16 protein-coding genes are annotated in these 15228 nt (G+C 62.2%); 9 read left to right on the forward strand and 7 right to left on the reverse strand.

All coding sequences use genetic code 11. The features are described 5' to 3' along the window. The first annotated feature begins 8 nt into the window (after positions 1–8). A complete protein-coding gene (locus tag METAC_RS0103465) occupies positions 9–680 on the forward strand; it encodes a TetR/AcrR family transcriptional regulator (RefSeq protein WP_026605948.1) in 672 nt (223 codons plus the stop codon). Here the strand turns inward: METAC_RS0103465 and METAC_RS0103470 are convergent. Further along, positions 677–1042, reverse strand: coding sequence for a protease inhibitor I42 family protein (locus METAC_RS0103470; protein ID WP_036255251.1), 366 nt, complete (start codon positions 1040–1042; stop codon positions 677–679). The two genes, METAC_RS0103465 and METAC_RS0103470, sit on opposite strands and share 4 nt — an antisense overlap. 395 nt (positions 1043–1437) lie before the next feature. Between METAC_RS0103470 and METAC_RS0103480 the strand changes: the two genes are divergently transcribed. Next, a complete protein-coding gene (locus METAC_RS0103480) occupies positions 1438–2007 on the forward strand; it encodes a hypothetical protein (RefSeq protein WP_026605951.1) in 570 nt (189 codons plus the stop codon). Between the two features lie 26 nt (positions 2008–2033). Here the strand turns inward: METAC_RS0103480 and mtnA are convergent, their stop codons facing one another. Continuing rightward, positions 2034–3155 (reverse strand): S-methyl-5-thioribose-1-phosphate isomerase, encoded by a 1122-nt coding sequence (gene mtnA / locus METAC_RS0103485; protein ID WP_026605952.1) that lies wholly within the window; start codon positions 3153–3155, stop codon positions 2034–2036. A gap of 124 nt (positions 3156–3279) precedes the next feature. Continuing rightward, positions 3280–3558 (reverse strand): hypothetical protein, encoded by a 279-nt coding sequence (locus tag METAC_RS0103490; protein ID WP_026605953.1) that lies wholly within the window; start codon positions 3556–3558, stop codon positions 3280–3282. 163 nt (positions 3559–3721) lie between these two features. On the opposite strand from METAC_RS0103490, the gene METAC_RS25070 reads away from it, so the two are divergent. Then, positions 3722–4732 (forward strand): coiled-coil domain-containing protein, encoded by a 1011-nt coding sequence (locus METAC_RS25070; protein ID WP_051335357.1) that lies wholly within the window; start codon positions 3722–3724, stop codon positions 4730–4732. Between the two features lie 2 nt (positions 4733–4734). On the opposite strand, the gene METAC_RS0103500 is transcribed toward METAC_RS25070, so the two are convergent. Both METAC_RS0103500 and METAC_RS26275 read right to left on the reverse strand, forming a co-directional pair. After that, positions 4735–5976: an MFS transporter gene (locus METAC_RS0103500; protein WP_051335358.1), complete on the reverse strand. Its 1242-nt coding sequence runs from the start codon at positions 5974–5976 to the stop codon at positions 4735–4737. Positions 5977–6133: 157 nt separating this feature from the next. Then, the gene (locus METAC_RS26275) at positions 6134–6361 is read right to left on the reverse strand and encodes a hypothetical protein (RefSeq protein ID WP_156898095.1); all 228 of its coding nucleotides are present in this window, start codon (positions 6359–6361) and stop codon (positions 6134–6136) included. Between the two features lie 555 nt (positions 6362–6916). Between METAC_RS26275 and METAC_RS26280 the strand changes: the two genes are divergently transcribed. Then, positions 6917–7075, forward strand: a complete 159-nt coding sequence (locus tag METAC_RS26280; RefSeq protein ID WP_156898096.1) for a DUF3309 domain-containing protein — start codon at positions 6917–6919, stop codon at positions 7073–7075. Between the two features lie 585 nt (positions 7076–7660). Beyond that, positions 7661–9832 carry a catalase/peroxidase HPI gene (katG, locus tag METAC_RS0103520; RefSeq protein WP_026605956.1) on the forward strand — a complete coding sequence of 724 codons (2172 nt, stop codon included), beginning with the start codon at positions 7661–7663 and terminating at the stop codon, positions 9830–9832. A gap of 99 nt (positions 9833–9931) precedes the next feature. On the opposite strand, the gene METAC_RS0103525 is transcribed toward katG, so the two are convergent. Further along, a complete protein-coding gene (locus tag METAC_RS0103525; protein WP_026605957.1) occupies positions 9932–10234 on the reverse strand; it encodes a hypothetical protein in 303 nt (100 codons plus the stop codon). 122 nt (positions 10235–10356) lie between these two features. Further along, positions 10357–10662, reverse strand: a complete 306-nt coding sequence (locus METAC_RS0103530; protein WP_026605958.1) for a BolA family protein — start codon at positions 10660–10662, stop codon at positions 10357–10359. Positions 10663–10872: 210 nt separating this feature from the next. Here METAC_RS0103530 and METAC_RS0103540 point away from each other — a divergent pair, with 210 nt between their 5' ends. The 4 genes from METAC_RS0103540 (at position 10873) to METAC_RS22215 (ending at position 15199) form a co-directional block, all read left to right on the forward strand. Then, complete coding sequence (locus METAC_RS0103540) at positions 10873–11478, forward strand: J domain-containing protein (protein ID WP_026605959.1); 606 nt, start codon at positions 10873–10875, stop codon at positions 11476–11478. Between the two features lie 70 nt (positions 11479–11548). Then, positions 11549–12550 (forward strand): cobaltochelatase subunit CobS, encoded by a 1002-nt coding sequence (cobS, locus tag METAC_RS0103545; protein WP_051335359.1) that lies wholly within the window; start codon positions 11549–11551, stop codon positions 12548–12550. A 27-nt stretch (positions 12551–12577) separates the two neighbouring features. Beyond that, a complete protein-coding gene (cobT, locus tag METAC_RS22210; protein WP_051335360.1) occupies positions 12578–14530 on the forward strand; it encodes a cobaltochelatase subunit CobT in 1953 nt (650 codons plus the stop codon). 339 nt (positions 14531–14869) lie between these two features. Further along, the gene (locus METAC_RS22215) at positions 14870–15199 is read left to right on the forward strand and encodes a YidB family protein (protein WP_036255942.1); all 330 of its coding nucleotides are present in this window, start codon (positions 14870–14872) and stop codon (positions 15197–15199) included. Positions 15200–15228: the final 29 nt, after the last annotated feature.

Raw genomic sequence — 15228 nt, forward strand, 5'->3', positions numbered from 1 at the left:
GGATGTGAATGGGCGAAATTTCATCAGACGAGGGCGTCGCTGTTTCGACGAAGCCGCCGAGCAAGCGTCTGTCCGCGCGCCGGGACGCGTTTCTGGCGGCGGCGCGGGAGGTGTTTCAAGATAAGGGCTATGCCGAAGCCACGCTTGACGACGTGATCGCGCGCTCCGGCGGCTCGCGCCAGACGCTTTACGCTCTATTCGGCGGTAAGCAGGGGCTGTTCGAGGCCATTATCAGCGACGCCTGCGAGACGATTTTTCGCGGCCTGACGCCTGAGCAACTGGCGCCTCGCGCACCCGACCGCGTGCTCAAGGAAGTCGGCGTCCGCTATCTCGCCATCGTGACTGGCCCGGATTGCGTCAGCCTGAACCGCCTCATCGTCGCGGAGGCCCCGCGAATCCCGGGGCTCGCCGGTCAATATTGGAAATTCGGCCCCGGCCGGAGCCGCGCTTTTCTCGCCGAGTTTTTCGAGCGCCAGACGAAGCGCGGCGTCCTGAACTTGCCGAATTGCGCGGCTGCGGCGGATCATTTTCTGGAGATGCTCGGCGGAACCGTGCGACTCCAGTGTTTGATCGGGCTACGCCCGCCGCCAACCAATGCTGAAATAGAGCAAATCGTTCAAGCCGCTGTCGTTCAGTTTTTGAACGGGTGCTTGGCCGACCCGAAAAAAGGTTCCGATTAGGGAATCTCGACGACGACATTTTCGCGCTTCGCCGGCTCTGGCTCCCAGGGGCGCTGATAGACGAAGGCGATGCGGGCGCGTCCCCCGGATAGCGCCATGACGCTCCACCGATGAAGGCCAGGCGCTCCGACGAGAGGCCGATCCGGATCGGCTCCGGGAGGCGCGTAGCCGCCGTCTTCCATGCGCAAGAGATTGAGATTCGCGCTGGCGCTTGGATCGATGCGCCAAGAATATCCGGTCGTGCGATTTTCGGCGAGTGCGATCGAGCCGCGCTCGCCAACAGCGAGCCGCAAGGTCCGGTCTCCGGCTTGCGCCGCGCAGCAGGCCGCGCCGGCGACGATCAGCAAGGCGCTACGCAACATTTTCCTAATTCTCCTCTGCGGTCTTGTGGTTTCAAGGTTTCGGCGCAGCGGTTCGTATCGGACCTCGCCAGGTCATTTGAGCGCAGGCAATGTACCTCGGTTGAGATCACGCTGGAAACATTTAGCGACGCATGCCGCCTCCCTGGCTGGCCGCTTCCCGGACCGGCCCAAATATTCTATTGTCGACGGGCAAATCGGCGGCGCGGAACGAATTTTTCGGCTCGAATCGCATTCGCACTTGCGTCGCATTCTGGCGCAGGCGCCAATCGATGCGCAAGGCGCGTCCTTGACCTTCGGCCGGAGTGGGAAGGGAAGCGTCTGTCTCGTCTACGGATCGGAGCGGCGGGCGTTCCGAGCGGCTTTCAATCGCCTCGAGGGTCAGGATAGGATTGCAAATGAGCGACTTTGAATCAGTGGAACATGGGGTGGAGACGCCCGGCCATTCACGCAAAGCGACGCTTTTTCTGAAGGAGCTGCCCTATATCATCGTTCTGGTGCTCACGATCCTGGGCGTGGCGCTCACCAGCGTTTGGCATCAGCCCTTCATCGGCTATTGGGAATTCATGGCTGTGGCGGTCGGCATCGTTTGCATCACCACGGGTTGGCTCCATATCGAAGATCGGCAGGCGCGCCTTCGCATGATCTGGACCCAGGCTCTGCATTGGGTGGCCTTCTTGGTCGCGATGAACATTCTGCTCTTGCCGGGCGTCCAGCGCATGCTGAATGCGCCGGCGACAGGGCTCGCCCTGCTGATGCTGCTGGCTCTCGGAACTTTCGTGGCCGGGGTCCATGTCTCCTGGCAAATCTGCGCACTCGGCGTCGCGATGGCGCTTTTCGTGCCGGCGATCGCCTGGCTTCAACAGTCCGCGCTCTTTCTGGTCCTCGCTGGCGCAGCGCTCGCTGGAGTCGTCATGACCTTCTGGTGGCGGCAGGGCGATCGCCCGTCGGGGAAACTGGCGTCTTAGCCGGATCATCGCCCAAGCTCGAGGGTTTAGCTCGCCCCTAACGGCTCGGCGGTCTCGCCGAGGCGATCCGGAAAAGCCTTGGCGAGCGCCTCGCGTCGTGCGGCGATGACCCCGCGTTCAGTGATCAGGCCTGTCACGAGGCGGGCTGGGGTCACGTCGAAAGCGGGATTAAGCGCCGGGCTGCCTTGCGGGATAACGCAGACCGTCTCGATGCGGCCATCGGCCATGCGGCCGGAAATATGGCTGATTTCCTCGGGCGATCGCGTCTCGATCGGAGTCGCTGCGACGCCGTCCTCGATCGTAAAATCGATCGAGGGCGAGGGAGCCGCCACGTAAAACGGCACGCCATTGTCCATTGCCGCCAGCGCTTTGAGATATGTCCCGATCTTGTTGCAAACGTCGCCGGCCGCGGTCGTGCGATCGGTGCCGACTATGACGAGATCGACCGCGCCATGCTGCATCAAATGGCCGCCGGCATTATCGACGATGATCGTATGCGCGATCCCGTGTTGATTGAGCTCCCAGGCGGTCAGCGAGGCGCCTTGGTTGCGAGGGCGCGTCTCATCGACCCAGACATGCAGCGGAACGCCTTTCTCGTGGGCCTTGTAGATTGGGGCCGTCGCCGTGCCCCAATCGACGGTCGCGAGCCAACCCGCGTTGCAATGGGTGAGAATATTGACCGGCTCGCCTGCCTTGCGCGCGGCGGCGGCCTCGATGAGCGGGAGGCCATGCTCGCCGATCGCCTCGCAGATCGCGACATCCTCTTCCGCGAGTCTCGCCGCGTGAGCGAAAGCCGCCTCCGCGCGCGCGGCTGGCGGGAGGGATGAAAGCGCCCGACTCGCCGATGCGAGGGCCCACTGGAGATTGACGGCCGTCGGTCGCGTCGCGGCGAGCAGGGCGCAAGTGGTCTCGAGGCTGGCGTCCGAGGCGTCGGCGCGCATCGCGAGTGCGATCCCATAAGCCGCGGTCACGCCGATCAGTGGCGCGCCGCGCACCTGCATTTGCTTGATCGCGCGAGCGGCTTCCTCGACCGTCGCAATCGAGACGGTTTCAAAGCGATGCGGCAGGCGCGTCTGGTCGATAATGTGGATCGCGGCCGAGTCAGGGCTAGCCCAAATCGTCCTGAACGCCTTGCCGTCAATCCGCATCTTGCTGCTCCCTCCATCAAGCCTCGGTTTTGACCGGGATCGGGGAAGGCGGCAACCAGTTTCGCGAGCAGAATTTCCGGCGGCGCCGTTCGCCAGGCGAACTCAGCGCCTCAGGCCCAAGGACCTATTTGGCGGTGCGCCCACAGTTCGAGCAGATGCTGTCGTCGATCTTGTTGTTTTGATTGTCCAAGGAACGTTCGAGCGGCGTCACGCCTCCGCTTTGGGATTCGCCGGGATGCGGGACCGTCTCGCCGGTCGGGGTCAAATATTTTTCGTTCAATAAGCCCGTCTCGGTCGACGCCGGGGGCATGCCGTTCCGATCGAATCCGCCGGTCTGAGCTTGCGCCTTCGTCGCCCCCAAGGCGGCTAGGAAAATAAATCCGATCCAAAATCCCTTGGTCATGGCCGCCTCCTTACATTTGTGTTCAAAAACGCTTGATTGACGGAGAAGTTGCCGTCGCGCGCGTAGAGGTGAGTGTCGCAGATGGGCATGAGCCGTTAAGGGCGCATTAATGAGAGGAGACGAAAAAAGATAGAAGTGTCTCTATTACCTCAGGAGGGCCAGCATGGATCGTTCCTCTGACGACCTGGATCCGCATGGCGAGCCGGCTGGCGACGGCGCCGATCCGCGGGGAAATTCCGACGCGCTCGGTTCGCGCGGCCCCGGCCGACGGGAAAAGATGATCGCGGCAGGCGGGGAGGCGAGGGATCTGCGCCGGTCGACTGACTCCTTCTCTGATCTCGAGCCTTTTTTCGAGCGCGCCGACGCAGGCGCCGGACGAGGCTTTCGTCCCGGCTTTGACTTCGTCATGTCTCACGGCTCGCACGCGGCCCTGGCGTTCTGCGTGATGGGCTTCGCTTGGGCCGCGGGCTCGCATTTCCTTGGATCGCCGCCGCAGGACGAGGCGCCCAAGGCGGCGATGCAGGAGGCCGCGCGGCGAGAGGCGTCCGAGACCGCAGAGCTGCGCCGCGCCACGCAAAAAATGAGCGAGGACATGCGCGCTCTGAAATCGAATTTCGAGTCTTTGCGCGCCTCAATCGCGCAAGGCCAGAACTCTAAGGATCAGCACGCCCTCGAGAAAAGTCTCGACGGATTGAAGACGAGGCTCGACGCCGTGAAAAGCGAGACGAGTTCGGCGATCGGCGAACTTTCGGCCAAGGTCGACCATTTGCAGCGCGAGCCGGCGACGAAGCTCCAGCAAGTTGTCGACCGTCTTGATCGCATCGAGCGGCAGACGGCGGCGCCTCCTGCGCCCAGCGCTCCTCCTCCAGTCGCGGCTGGGCAGGGGAAGACGGCGGGGTTCGCTCGCGCGCAAAACCCCATTGGTTCGGCAAGGTTCGACGGCTCCGGGGAAGCGCCGCCGAAGAGACCGCAATTGATCACGAGCTGGGTGGTCCGCGCGGTCTATGACGGCGTCGCCTTGGTGGAGAACGCGACCGGCTCGCTCGAGGTCGCGCCAGGGGAGACGATCCCGGGCGCGGGGACGGTCAAATCAATCGAGCGGCGCGGCGGAGGCTGGATCGTCATCACGAGCCGCGGCCTTGTCGACTCCGCGCATGACGTCTACCTCCCGTGAGATCAAGGCCCGGCTCGCCGCGGCAGGAAGTAAGCGAGCAGGCCGAGCGCCGGAAGCATCGAGCAGAGCCGGTAGACAAAGCCGATGCTGGTGACGTCGACGAGATGGCCGAGCGCCGCGGCGCCGAGCGCGCTCGTCCCGAAGGCTAAGCCGAAGAAAAGCCCTGCGACTGTTCCAACTCGGTCCGGCGTCAGCTCGGTCGCATAGACGAGGATCGCGGCGAAGGCCGAGGACAGGATCAGGCCGATCGCAATGCTCAAAACAACGGTGAAAAAGAGATTCGCGTAGGGCATGGCCAAAGTGAAGGGCAGCGCCCCGACGATCGAGAAGAGGATGACGGCGCGACGGCCGAACCGGTCCCCGATCGGGCCGCCGAGAAATGTGCCACAAGCCGATGCGCCGAGAAAGACGAAGAGCAAGATCTGCGCAGTCTGGACTGGAATCTGAAACTTATCGATCAGATAGAACGTGTAGTAATTGCTCAGAACCGCCAGATAGAAATATTTTGAAAAGATCAGCGCCAGCAGGATCAGCATTGGCCCGGCGACAGATCGTCGGGCCGTTTGATTTGGTTTGGTCTTCTGGTTGGGTATGGCCTGCGCCGCGATCCGGCCCTTATGCCATTGGCCGATCAAGGTTAGGATCACGAGCGAGCAGAGCGGCGCAATGGCGAACCAGGCGAGGCTTCCGCGTCCGAACGGCGCGACGATAAGGGCGGCGGTGAGCGGTCCGATCGCGGCTCCGCCGGCGCCGCCGACCTGGAAGAGCGATTGCGCGAAGCCATGCCTTCCGCCCGACGCGACCCGCGCAACGCGCGAGGCTTCAGGATGAAAGACCGACGATCCCATCCCGATGAGTGAAGCGGCGGCGACAAGCGCCATGAAACTCGGCGCCGCCGAAAGCAGCAAGAGTCCGCATAAGGTGAAGCCCATGCCGACGGGAAGAAAATAGGGAGACGGCTTGCGGTCGGTATAAAGGCCAACCAGGGGTTGGAGTAGCGACGCGGTGAGCTGGGCCGCGAGCGTAATCAGGCCGATCTGGCCGAAATCGAGCGCGAAAGACGTCTTCAGAAGCGGGTAGACCGCCGTCACCAAGGACGCGATCAGGTCGTGGAGCCCGTGCGAAATGCTCAGCCAGACCAGGATGACGATGCGCGTCGAATCCTGCGCGACGCCGCTCCGGCTCGAAAATGAGACCGCTCGATGTCCGATCCCGTCGCCGCCGAACTCCGGTTCCGCCTTCATATTTCAATTGATCTCCGCCGCGCTGAATCGGCGCAGCGATCATATTAGCAAAATCTTGTCCATATCTCCTTCGCCGGTCTATCGGCGGCCAAATGCACGGCGCCGCCGTTCTTTGATTGTGGACCGTCCGGAAGGACGACACGCGCCTATTGCCGTCTCAAGCGAGCTTGTCGGCGACGGCGGCTCTCTGGGACTCTGGAGCGACGCGCGATTCGGATGGAAGGGCCGCGAGTTCCTGATTCATGGCCTGGATCCTGTTTTCACAGGTGAGCCATTTGCCATTGGCGCATTGTGCGACGCGGCAGCCAAATTCGCATTGGACGAGCTCCGGGGGCACGTCGTCTATGATGCGCCCCCTCATCATGCGCCTTAACCAATCGAACATTAGAGACTCCCTCTCGCGGCATTGGCGCCGGCGCGGCGATAGGCTCGTCCTTCTCGCCGCTGCGACTTTAACCTGGGCGTGTGGTTCTGGCTCGCTCGCGCGAGGGATTGACGATAGGAAAAGGCGCCGATACGCGCCTTGCTCTGGATCAAATTCCGAATTCGGACCTATCTCGATTTGGTTTCGCGGGTCTTTTGGCGTGGTCGGACCAAACCTCAAGCAGCGCCTCCGCCTTACACGACGGACACCGATTGAATGGGTGGCCCAGTCTCAGCATGGGCGAAACATTTCGCGAAACGTCTACATGTGTAGGCGCCCTTTGGAACGCAGGGGACCTTTCGCATACGCGCTAATGTGCGCTTTCGCCGAGCAAACTCAGAGCAGATTTGAGCTGAGCAATTTTGGTTTGATCCGCGTTTGTTCTAAAATTGGCGTGTGTTGTTCTTAACGTTGTAACAATTTCCAGGCTTGATTGTTATCCTCAAGCCCGCATCGCGGCCCAGTCCGCGCGCGGACTGGAGGCAACGCTTAAAAAAATGTGGGAGGAATCTAATCATGGGCATTGTTATTCTTCTTGTCATCTTGGCTCTCTTTGCCGGGGCTGCCTATTTCGGCCACAGCTTTTATGGCTCTCAGGGCCTGGGCGGCGTCGTCGCTTTGTTTGCCGCGATTTTCATCGCGCTCTGGGCGCTCGGCGGACTGCAATTCAGCTGAGCCGAAAGCATTCTGGCATGGCGCGATCGCGCCATGCCTCACGCGACCAGACTCGTTTCGATATTGCTTGACGTTGGGCCGTGCGGCGGTCGCCCGGCCTAACGGCTCGATCGCCGCTACAATGTGCCGAAGCCTCGACTTTTTGGCGCAACCGCGGCGGTTAACGCCTTGAGGCTTTGTTCTCGCCGGCCGCAAGCAGAGCGTCGGCTACGCCGATATGAAAGGCGTGCGAAGCTGTCGTGCGGACCGAGAGGCCGCAACGGGCCGCGCCGACCAACAGCCCTCTCTCCTGATCCACAGTGCTGCGATCACGCCACAGGACGGATGTCCGCGACGGCGCTTCAGGGCATGTCCCAAAAAATTGATCGCCATTTCGATATTTAGACGTCGGAACTATCGGACGTCTCATGAGAACATGCACCGGACTTATCGGTCTGGCGCGAGCGCTCGTCGATTGGACGATTCCATCCGATCGGAAGGCCGCGCGTCAGGGATTCATGGCCTGGATTGGGCTAGATCCCCCTTGAGCCCGCCCTGCCGAGTCCCTGAATTGGGTCAATTCCAACATAAGCGGAGAAACCGGCCATGGATGCCAAGACCGACGACAAGAGCGCGGGCAAGTGTCCTTTCACCGGCGGTTCGCGCGGACCTACGAATCGTGACTGGTGGCCGGACGCGCTGGACGTTTCGGTTCTCCACCGGAACTCCGCTTTGTCCGATCCAATGGGCGCGGCGTTCGACTACGCAAAGGAGTTCGAGACTCTCGATCTCGATGCTGTGATCAAAGACTTGCATGCCTTCATGACGGATTCGCAGGAGTGGTGGCCCGCCGACTTCGGCCACTATGGCGGCTTGATGATCCGTATGGCGTGGCATAGCGCGGGCACCTACCGCATCGCCGACGGTCGCGGAGGCGCTGGCGCGGGCCAGCAGCGCTTCGCGCCGCTGAACAGTTGGCCGGACAATGCGAATCTCGACAAAGCCCGGCGTCTGCTGTGGCCGATCAAGCAAAAATACGGACGAAAAATCTCTTGGGGTGATCTGATGATTCTGGCCGGCAATGTCGCGCTCGAGTCGATGGGCTTCAAAACCTTCGGCTTCGCCGGCGGCCGTGCCGACGTTTGGGAGCCCGAGGAATTGTACTGGGGACCCGAGAGCACGTGGTTGGGCGACGAACGCTACAGCGGCGACCGCCAGCTCGCGGAGCCTCTCGGCGCGGTGCAGATGGGCCTGATCTATGTAAATCCCGAAGGGCCGAACGGCAATCCGGACCCGATCGCGGCGGCCAAAGACATCCGTGAGACGTTCTTTCGCATGGCGATGAACGACGAAGAGACCGTTGCGCTAATCGCAGGCGGTCATTCTTTCGGCAAGACCCACGGCGCCGGCGATCCCTCGCTGGTTGGACCAGCTCCGGAAAGCGGCCCCGTCGAGGATCAAGGCCTCGGTTGGAAAAGCAAGCACGGCTCGGGCTTTGGAGCCGACGCCATCACCGGCGGCCCGGAAGTCACTTGGACGCAGACGCCGACGAAATGGAGCAACCTCTTTTTCAAGAACCTTTTCGAGAACGAGTGGGAGCTGACCGAGAGTCCGGCAGGGGCGAAGCAGTGGCGGGCCAAAAACGCGGAAGCCACGATCCCGGACGCCTTCGATGAGTCGAAGAAGCATGTGCCGACTATGCTCACTACCGACCTGTCGCTGCGGTTCGATCCGGCCTACGCGGAAATCTCGCGGCGGTTCTATGAGCATCCAGACCAATTCGCGGACGCCTTCGCCCGGGCATGGTTCAAGCTCACACACCGCGATATGGGACCGATCGCGCGCTATCTCGGCCCGCTGGCGCCGAAGGAAAACTTGATCTGGCAGGACCCGATTCCCGCGGTGAACCATCCGCTGATTGGCGCGCAGGACATTTCGGCGTTGAAGGAAAAGATTCGCGCCTCCGGCCTGTCGGTGTCCGAACTCGTGTCGGTCGCCTGGGCGTCGGCGTCGACCTTCCGCGGCTCCGACAAGCGTGGCGGAGCGAATGGCGCGCGCATCCGTCTCGCGCCTCAGAAGGACTGGGAGGTCAACCAGCCGCAGCTGCTCGCGGGGGTGCTTCAGAAGCTCGAGACGATCCAGAAGGAGTACGGCAAGACGGTTTCGCTCGCGGACCTGATCGTTCTCGGCGGCTCGGCGGCGATTGAAAAGGCGGCAAAGGACGCCGGCGTCGAAATCGAGGTCCCCTTCGCGCCGGGACGCATGGACGCTTCGCAGGAGCAAACCGACGTCGCTTCCTTCGTGCCGATCGAGCCGCGCGCCGACGGTTTCCGCAACTACATCGGCCGCGAGAGGCAGTTCTTGGGGCCGGAGGAGGCTCTGATAGATCGGGCTCAATTGCTGAGGCTGACCGGCCCCGAAATGACCGTCCTCGTCGGCGGCCTGCGCGTTCTCGGCGCCAATGTGGGGGGCGCCGAGCATGGAGTCTTCACCGACAAGCCGGGAACTTTGACGAATGACTTTTTCGTAAATCTACTCGACATGAGCACGCGATGGGAGCCGGCCGCTGGGGCTGACGGCGTGTATTTGGGCCGCGACCGCAAAACGGAGGCATTCAAATGGTCCGCCACGGGCGTCGACCTGATCTTCGGTTCGCATTCGCAGCTCCGCGCTTTCGCGGAGGTCTATGCCTGCGCAGACTCGAAGGAGAAGTTCGTGAAGGATTTCGTGGCGGCTTGGACCAAAGTGATGAACGCCGACCGCTTCGATCTCGCCTAATTTTGGCTCGGGGGCTTTAAGGGCGTCCAAAGCCGAGGCGCTTCCCCAGAGCGCTTCGGGCCACGCCCCGCTGGACAAACTCGGGCCAGACGGGGCGTTTCAATCGTCTTCCGGGTCTGGATCGATCAAGGCCTTCGCGGCGATGAGCCCCGGCGTGCTCAAGCCGATATGCCCCATGCGCGCGCGCTCTGCCACGAGGCCTTGCGTCAAGATATAATTATGAACCGCCCGGATTTCGTCTCGCGTGAGGCCGAGTTCCGCCTCGATCTTCGCCGCCGGGACCGAATGGTCGGGTGGCGCGCCGGTTTTGAAGAGATATTGCAGCAGCTCTGCCCGCAGAGCTTCGAGCCGCTCGGGCGACAGCTGCGGAATCGCCGACGCGACTATTTTGCCTTCCGCCATTGTCGGTCCATCCTCTCTCTGGCGCGCTCGAGCGCCTCGCCGGTCGAGCGAGGACGCCTCGTCGTGCGCTAAGCAGTTTTTGGACCAAAGCTCGACCGAAGAACGTTGGAATAACGGTTCGCTTACTCGCCAGGCGCCCGCGCGTCGATCGAGAGGGCGTGGACTCCGGCCGCGAGTTCCTGCTGGAGCAGGGTGTTGATGGTTCGATGGCGATCGACGCGGCTCTTGCCCTTGAAAGCCTCCGACACCACTTTCACTTGAAAATGCGTTCCGCCGGATCCCGTCGCCGTGCCGGGACGCATCACCGCATGGGCGTGGCCGGCGTGCTTATGCGACTCGTCGATGACCTCGATCGAAAGGGGCGCCAAAGCCGCTTCGAGCTTGGCCTTAATCTGGTCCCCGACGACGCCGTCGCTGTATTCGCTCATGTCACTTTCCTCCGATTGTCGCCTGCGCGACCCGATTGGATCGCGGATGGAGATCCTGCAAGACGGCCGGGACCTCCGCGCCTGCTAAAACTTTCATTCTATCACGATGGATTATGTCTTCCGGCTAAAGCCGCTGGCTGAAGCGGATATATTTTTTTGCGGCTTCGATGCGCTTGCGGCGGCGGCAAAGAAATCCATAATGTCGCCGTCATGAATTTGAACTCTCGCATCTTCGATCGCATCCGGGTCAAGCCCGAACAGAAGCAAGCTTCGCGCCCCCAGCAAGCGCGCTGTGACCACCCGGCCTGCACCGAGCCGGGTGAGTTTCGCGCCCCTATGGGCCGGTTGCGGGAGGGGCAATATTTTTGCTTTTGCCTCGACCATGTCCGCGAATACAATGCGTCTTATAATTATTTCAATGGGATGACGCCCGAGGCGGTGGCGCTTTATCAGCGCGACGCCGTCATTGGGCATCGTCCGACATGGTCAATGGGCGTCAAGCGCGGCGACAAGAATTTCCGCGAGGAAGGCGACGAGGGGGCGGTCTCCGGCGACGCCTTCGGGACGGTCCGCGCGAAATCTCGGCGCAATTCTTGCGTTGAGCCGAAGAAACCCCGTTATGGCCTCGCCGCCTTGAAGGCCCTAGACCAGCTCGGGCTCGACGACACGGCGGATGCGGCTGCGATCAAGGCTCGTTTCAAGGACCTCGTGAAGCGCCTCCATCCGGACGCCAATAGCGGCGATCGGACGAACGAGGACAGGCTGCGCGAGATCATCCGCGCCTATAATTTTCTCAAATCGGTCAAGCCCGTCTGAGGCTCGTCGCCGATTTCACTCCCGGTCCGCTGATGACCCCCTGAACCGAGCCTACGGGCGCGGAGGATGTATGCAAAGTGTAGCGATCGATGAAAGCGCCGCCAAGGCAGGCTTGCCCGATATGAAGATTTCGGTGCGCCAGGTCTTCGGCATAGACACCGACATGGAGGCGCCGGCCTATTCCACAACCGACCCTCATGTGCCTGATCTCGATCCGGATTATCTTTTCGATCGCGACACCACGCTCGCCATTCTCGCCGGCTTCGCCAAGAATCGCCGGGTGATGGTCACCGGCTATCACGGCACCGGCAAATCGACTCATATCGAGCAGGTGGCCGCCCGCCTTAACTGGCCTTGCGTGCGGATCAATCTCGACAGCCATGTCTCGCGGGTCGATCTCGTCGGCAAGGACGCCATCGTCCTCAAGGACGGCAAGCAGGTCACTGAGTTCCGCGATGGCATCTTGCCCTGGGCCTTGCAAAACAACATTGCGCTCTGCTTCGACGAATATGACGCCGGCCGGCCGGACGTGATGTTCGTGATCCAGCGCGTCCTCGAAGTGTCGGGCCGCCTCACGCTGCTCGACCAAAGCCGGGTGATCCGGCCGCATCCCGCCTTCCGCTTGTTCTCGACCACCAATACGATCGGTCTCGGCGACACCTCCGGGCTTTATCATGGCACCCAGCAGATCAATCAGGGTCAGATGGACCGCTGGTCGATCGTCGCCACCCTGAATTATCTGCCGCATGACAAGGAAGTCGAGATCGTGCTGGCGAAGGTGAAGCGCTTCAAGGAGAGCAAGGAAGGGCGCGACACGATCAACAAGATGGTTCGGGTCGCCGACCTCACGCGAAACGCCTTCGTCGCCGGCGATCTTTCGACCGTCATGAGCCCGCGCACGGTGATCACCTGGGCCGAGAACGCCGAGATCTTCAGCGACGTCGGCTTCGCCTTCCGGCTGACCTTCCTCAATAAATGCGATGAGCTGGAGCGCACTTTGGTCGCCGAATTCTATCAACGCTGCTTTGGCAAGGAGCTGCCGGAGAGCGCGGTCAATGTCGTGATGAGCTGAGGGCGCCGACCCTCTATTGGAGTCGCCGTGTCGAGCTCGAACCAGAAGCCGCCCTCGAAAGCCGATGCGCCGCAGGAGCCGTTCAAGCGCGCGGTCGCCGGGTGCATGCGGGCGCTCGCGCGCATGCCTCAGCTCGAAGTCGCCTACGCCGCGGAAAAGCCGAGCCTCGTCCAGTCGGCCGCGGGCGCTAAGGCGCGCCTGCCGGAGCCTGCCCGCAAGCTCGATGCGCGCGAAGCGGCCATCTTGCGCGGTCACGCCGATTCGATGGCGCTCCGCCTGACCTGTCACAATGTCGATGTCCACCGCCGGCTCACGCCGCCCGCCGCCTCCGCGCGGGCGGTCTTCGACACGGTCGAGCAGGCGCGGGTCGAGGCGATCGGTTCGCTCCGGATGCAAGGCGTGGCCGCCAATCTCGACGCCATGCTGGACGACCGATTTCAGCGCGCCCGCTATGCGGACGTCGCGGCTCGCGCCGACGCGCCGCTCGAGGATGCGCTCGCGATGATCGTGCGCGAGCGGTTGACGGGGCTGAAGCCGCCCAAGAATGCGCAGAGGATCGTCGATCTCTGGCGTCCTTGGGTCGAGGAGAGGGCCGGCGCCGATCTCGATCGCCTCGGCGCGTCGATCGAGGATCAGCGCGGCTTCGCTTTGGCGCTGCACAAGGTCTTGACCGCGCTCGAAGTGATCGAGGAGGGAAGTCTCGAAAGCCAGCCGGACGAAGAGGAAAGCAGCACCGACGCGCCCGACGAGGGCGATGCCGACGTCTCGGAGGAGGGATCCGACGAGGACGGTGGCGAGGCGCGGCAGGTTGAGGCGTCGGACGCCGCGACAGAGGCGATGGAGGATCATGAAGCCGACGCGGAGGATGCGCCTACGGGCGAATTCGACGACGAGGCGGATTTCTCCGATTCCGAACAGGCGGGCGATCCGCGCCGGCCTCCGGCCTCCGGCCGAGTTGAGACTCGCGGCTCCGAATATAAGGCTTTCACCAAGAAATTCGACGAGATCATTGCGGCCGAGGATCTGTGCGACGCCGAAGAACTCGAGCGGCTGCGCGCCTATCTCGACAAGCAGTTGAATAATCTTTCCTCGATCGTTTCGCGGCTCGCCAATCGACTTCAGCGTCGGCTGATGGCGCAGCAGAGCCGTTCCTGGGAATTCGATCTTGAGGAGGGGATGCTCGACCCCGCGCGATTGCCGCGCGTCGTCGTCGATCCGCAACAGCCGCTCTCCTTCAAGCGCGAGAAGGATACGGATTTTCGCGATACGGTCGTGACTCTGCTCATCGATAATTCCGGCTCGATGCGCGGGCGTCCGATCACTGTCGCCGCCACCTGCGCCGATATTCTCGCGCGGACGCTCGAGCGCTGCGGCGTTAAGGTGGAGATCCTGGGCTTCACGACCCGGGCCTGGAAAGGCGGCCAGTCGCGGGAGGCTTGGCTGCAGGCGAACAAGCCTGCGAGCCCGGGCCGCCTCAACGATCTACGCCATATTATTTACAAGTCGGCGGACGCGCCTTGGCGGCGGGCGCGCAAGCATCTTGGGCTGATGATGCGTGAAGGCCTGCTCAAGGAAAACATCGATGGCGAAGCGCTCGAATGGGCGCATCGGCGCCTGCTCGCGCGGCCTGAGCAGAGGCGCATTTTGATGATGATCTCCGACGGCGCGCCGGTCGACGATTCGACGCTCTCGGTCAATCCCGGCAATTATCTCGAGAAGCATTTGCGTTTCATGATCGAGGAGATCGAGACGCGTTCCCCGGTTGAGCTGATCGCCATCGGGATCGGCCATGACGTGACGCGTTATTACCGCCGCGCGGTGACCATCGTCGACGCCGAGGAACTCGGCGGCGTAATGACCGAAAAGCTCGCCGAATTGTTCAGCGAGACATCGGCGCCGGAGCGCACGGCGCCGCAACGGCGGGCCGCCGGCCAAATGCGCCAAGGCCCCACGTCATTTGAGCGGCCCTCGCTGCATTGATGGGTCGATCGACGAGCGCCGCAGCTTGCCTTCAAGCTTGGTTTCGCTATTGTTGGGGCGCTATCGGAAGGCATTTGATGGCGCGTTAAAGGGCCTACCTGGCTCAGTCCGGTTGAATCTCTTGACTACGACGCGGCGCGGCGGGCGTCTGGCCCGATAGAAACCATTCTTTTTGCGCTGCGTTAGTTACGCGAATCGAGACCGCACCTGGCTCTGGGCTGCTGCGGTTATCGGGCGTTTGTCGGCGCGCTTTGGGTTTTAGACCTTAGGCGCGCATGCCTGCCCGGCTTCTTTCGAGTTGGGCATTTTTCATACGATTTAGATTTGAAGGAGTTTGGCATGGGTCTTCTGGATGGACTTCTCGGAGGAACGGTCGGCGCCGCTTTAGTGACGGCCGCGAATGAGCTCATTGAAAAGCAAGGTGGAATAGAGGGCCTGGTCAAGCAGTTCCAGGAAAAGGGCCTGGCCGGGACGATCCAATCTTGGATCTCAACCGGCGACAACTTGCCGATCGCGCCGGAGCAATTGCAAAGTGTTCTGGGTTCAGACCTGGTCAAGAATCTCGCCGCGAAAGTCGGCATTCCGCCTGAGGAATTGGCGAAGAAATTATCGGAACTGCTTCCGACCGCGGTCGATAAACTGACCCCGGAGGGAAAACTGCCTTCCTGAAGGGCCATAGTCGAGCGTTTGCGCGCGTG

Source organism: Methylocapsa acidiphila B2 (genome assembly GCF_000427445.1).
In the GTDB taxonomy this organism is placed as follows: domain Bacteria; phylum Pseudomonadota; class Alphaproteobacteria; order Rhizobiales; family Beijerinckiaceae; genus Methylocapsa; species Methylocapsa acidiphila.

Coding starts and splice junctions, on each gene's coding strand:
- METAC_RS22215 (WP_036255942.1), top strand. CDS start 14,870: ATGGGTCTTCTGGATGGACTTCTCGGAGGAACGGTCGGCGCCGCTTTA.
- cobS (WP_051335359.1), top strand. CDS start 11,549: ATGCAAAGTGTAGCGATCGATGAAAGCGCCGCCAAGGCAGGCTTGCCC.
- METAC_RS0103500 (WP_051335358.1), bottom strand. CDS start 5,976: ATGAAGGCGGAACCGGAGTTCGGCGGCGACGGGATCGGACATCGAGCG.
- METAC_RS0103530 (WP_026605958.1), bottom strand. CDS start 10,662: ATGAGCGAATACAGCGACGGCGTCGTCGGGGACCAGATTAAGGCCAAG.
- METAC_RS0103540 (WP_026605959.1), top strand. CDS start 10,873: ATGAATTTGAACTCTCGCATCTTCGATCGCATCCGGGTCAAGCCCGAA.
- METAC_RS25070 (WP_051335357.1), top strand. CDS start 3,722: ATGGATCGTTCCTCTGACGACCTGGATCCGCATGGCGAGCCGGCTGGC.
- METAC_RS0103470 (WP_036255251.1), bottom strand. CDS start 1,042: ATGTTGCGTAGCGCCTTGCTGATCGTCGCCGGCGCGGCCTGCTGCGCG.
- METAC_RS26280 (WP_156898096.1), top strand. CDS start 6,917: ATGGGCATTGTTATTCTTCTTGTCATCTTGGCTCTCTTTGCCGGGGCT.
- METAC_RS0103525 (WP_026605957.1), bottom strand. CDS start 10,234: ATGGCGGAAGGCAAAATAGTCGCGTCGGCGATTCCGCAGCTGTCGCCC.
- mtnA (WP_026605952.1), bottom strand. CDS start 3,155: ATGCGGATTGACGGCAAGGCGTTCAGGACGATTTGGGCTAGCCCTGAC.
- katG (WP_026605956.1), top strand. CDS start 7,661: ATGGATGCCAAGACCGACGACAAGAGCGCGGGCAAGTGTCCTTTCACC.
- METAC_RS0103490 (WP_026605953.1), bottom strand. CDS start 3,558: ATGACCAAGGGATTTTGGATCGGATTTATTTTCCTAGCCGCCTTGGGG.
- METAC_RS0103465 (WP_026605948.1), top strand. CDS start 9: ATGGGCGAAATTTCATCAGACGAGGGCGTCGCTGTTTCGACGAAGCCG.
- METAC_RS26275 (WP_156898095.1), bottom strand. CDS start 6,361: ATGTTCGATTGGTTAAGGCGCATGATGAGGGGGCGCATCATAGACGAC.
- METAC_RS0103480 (WP_026605951.1), top strand. CDS start 1,438: ATGAGCGACTTTGAATCAGTGGAACATGGGGTGGAGACGCCCGGCCAT.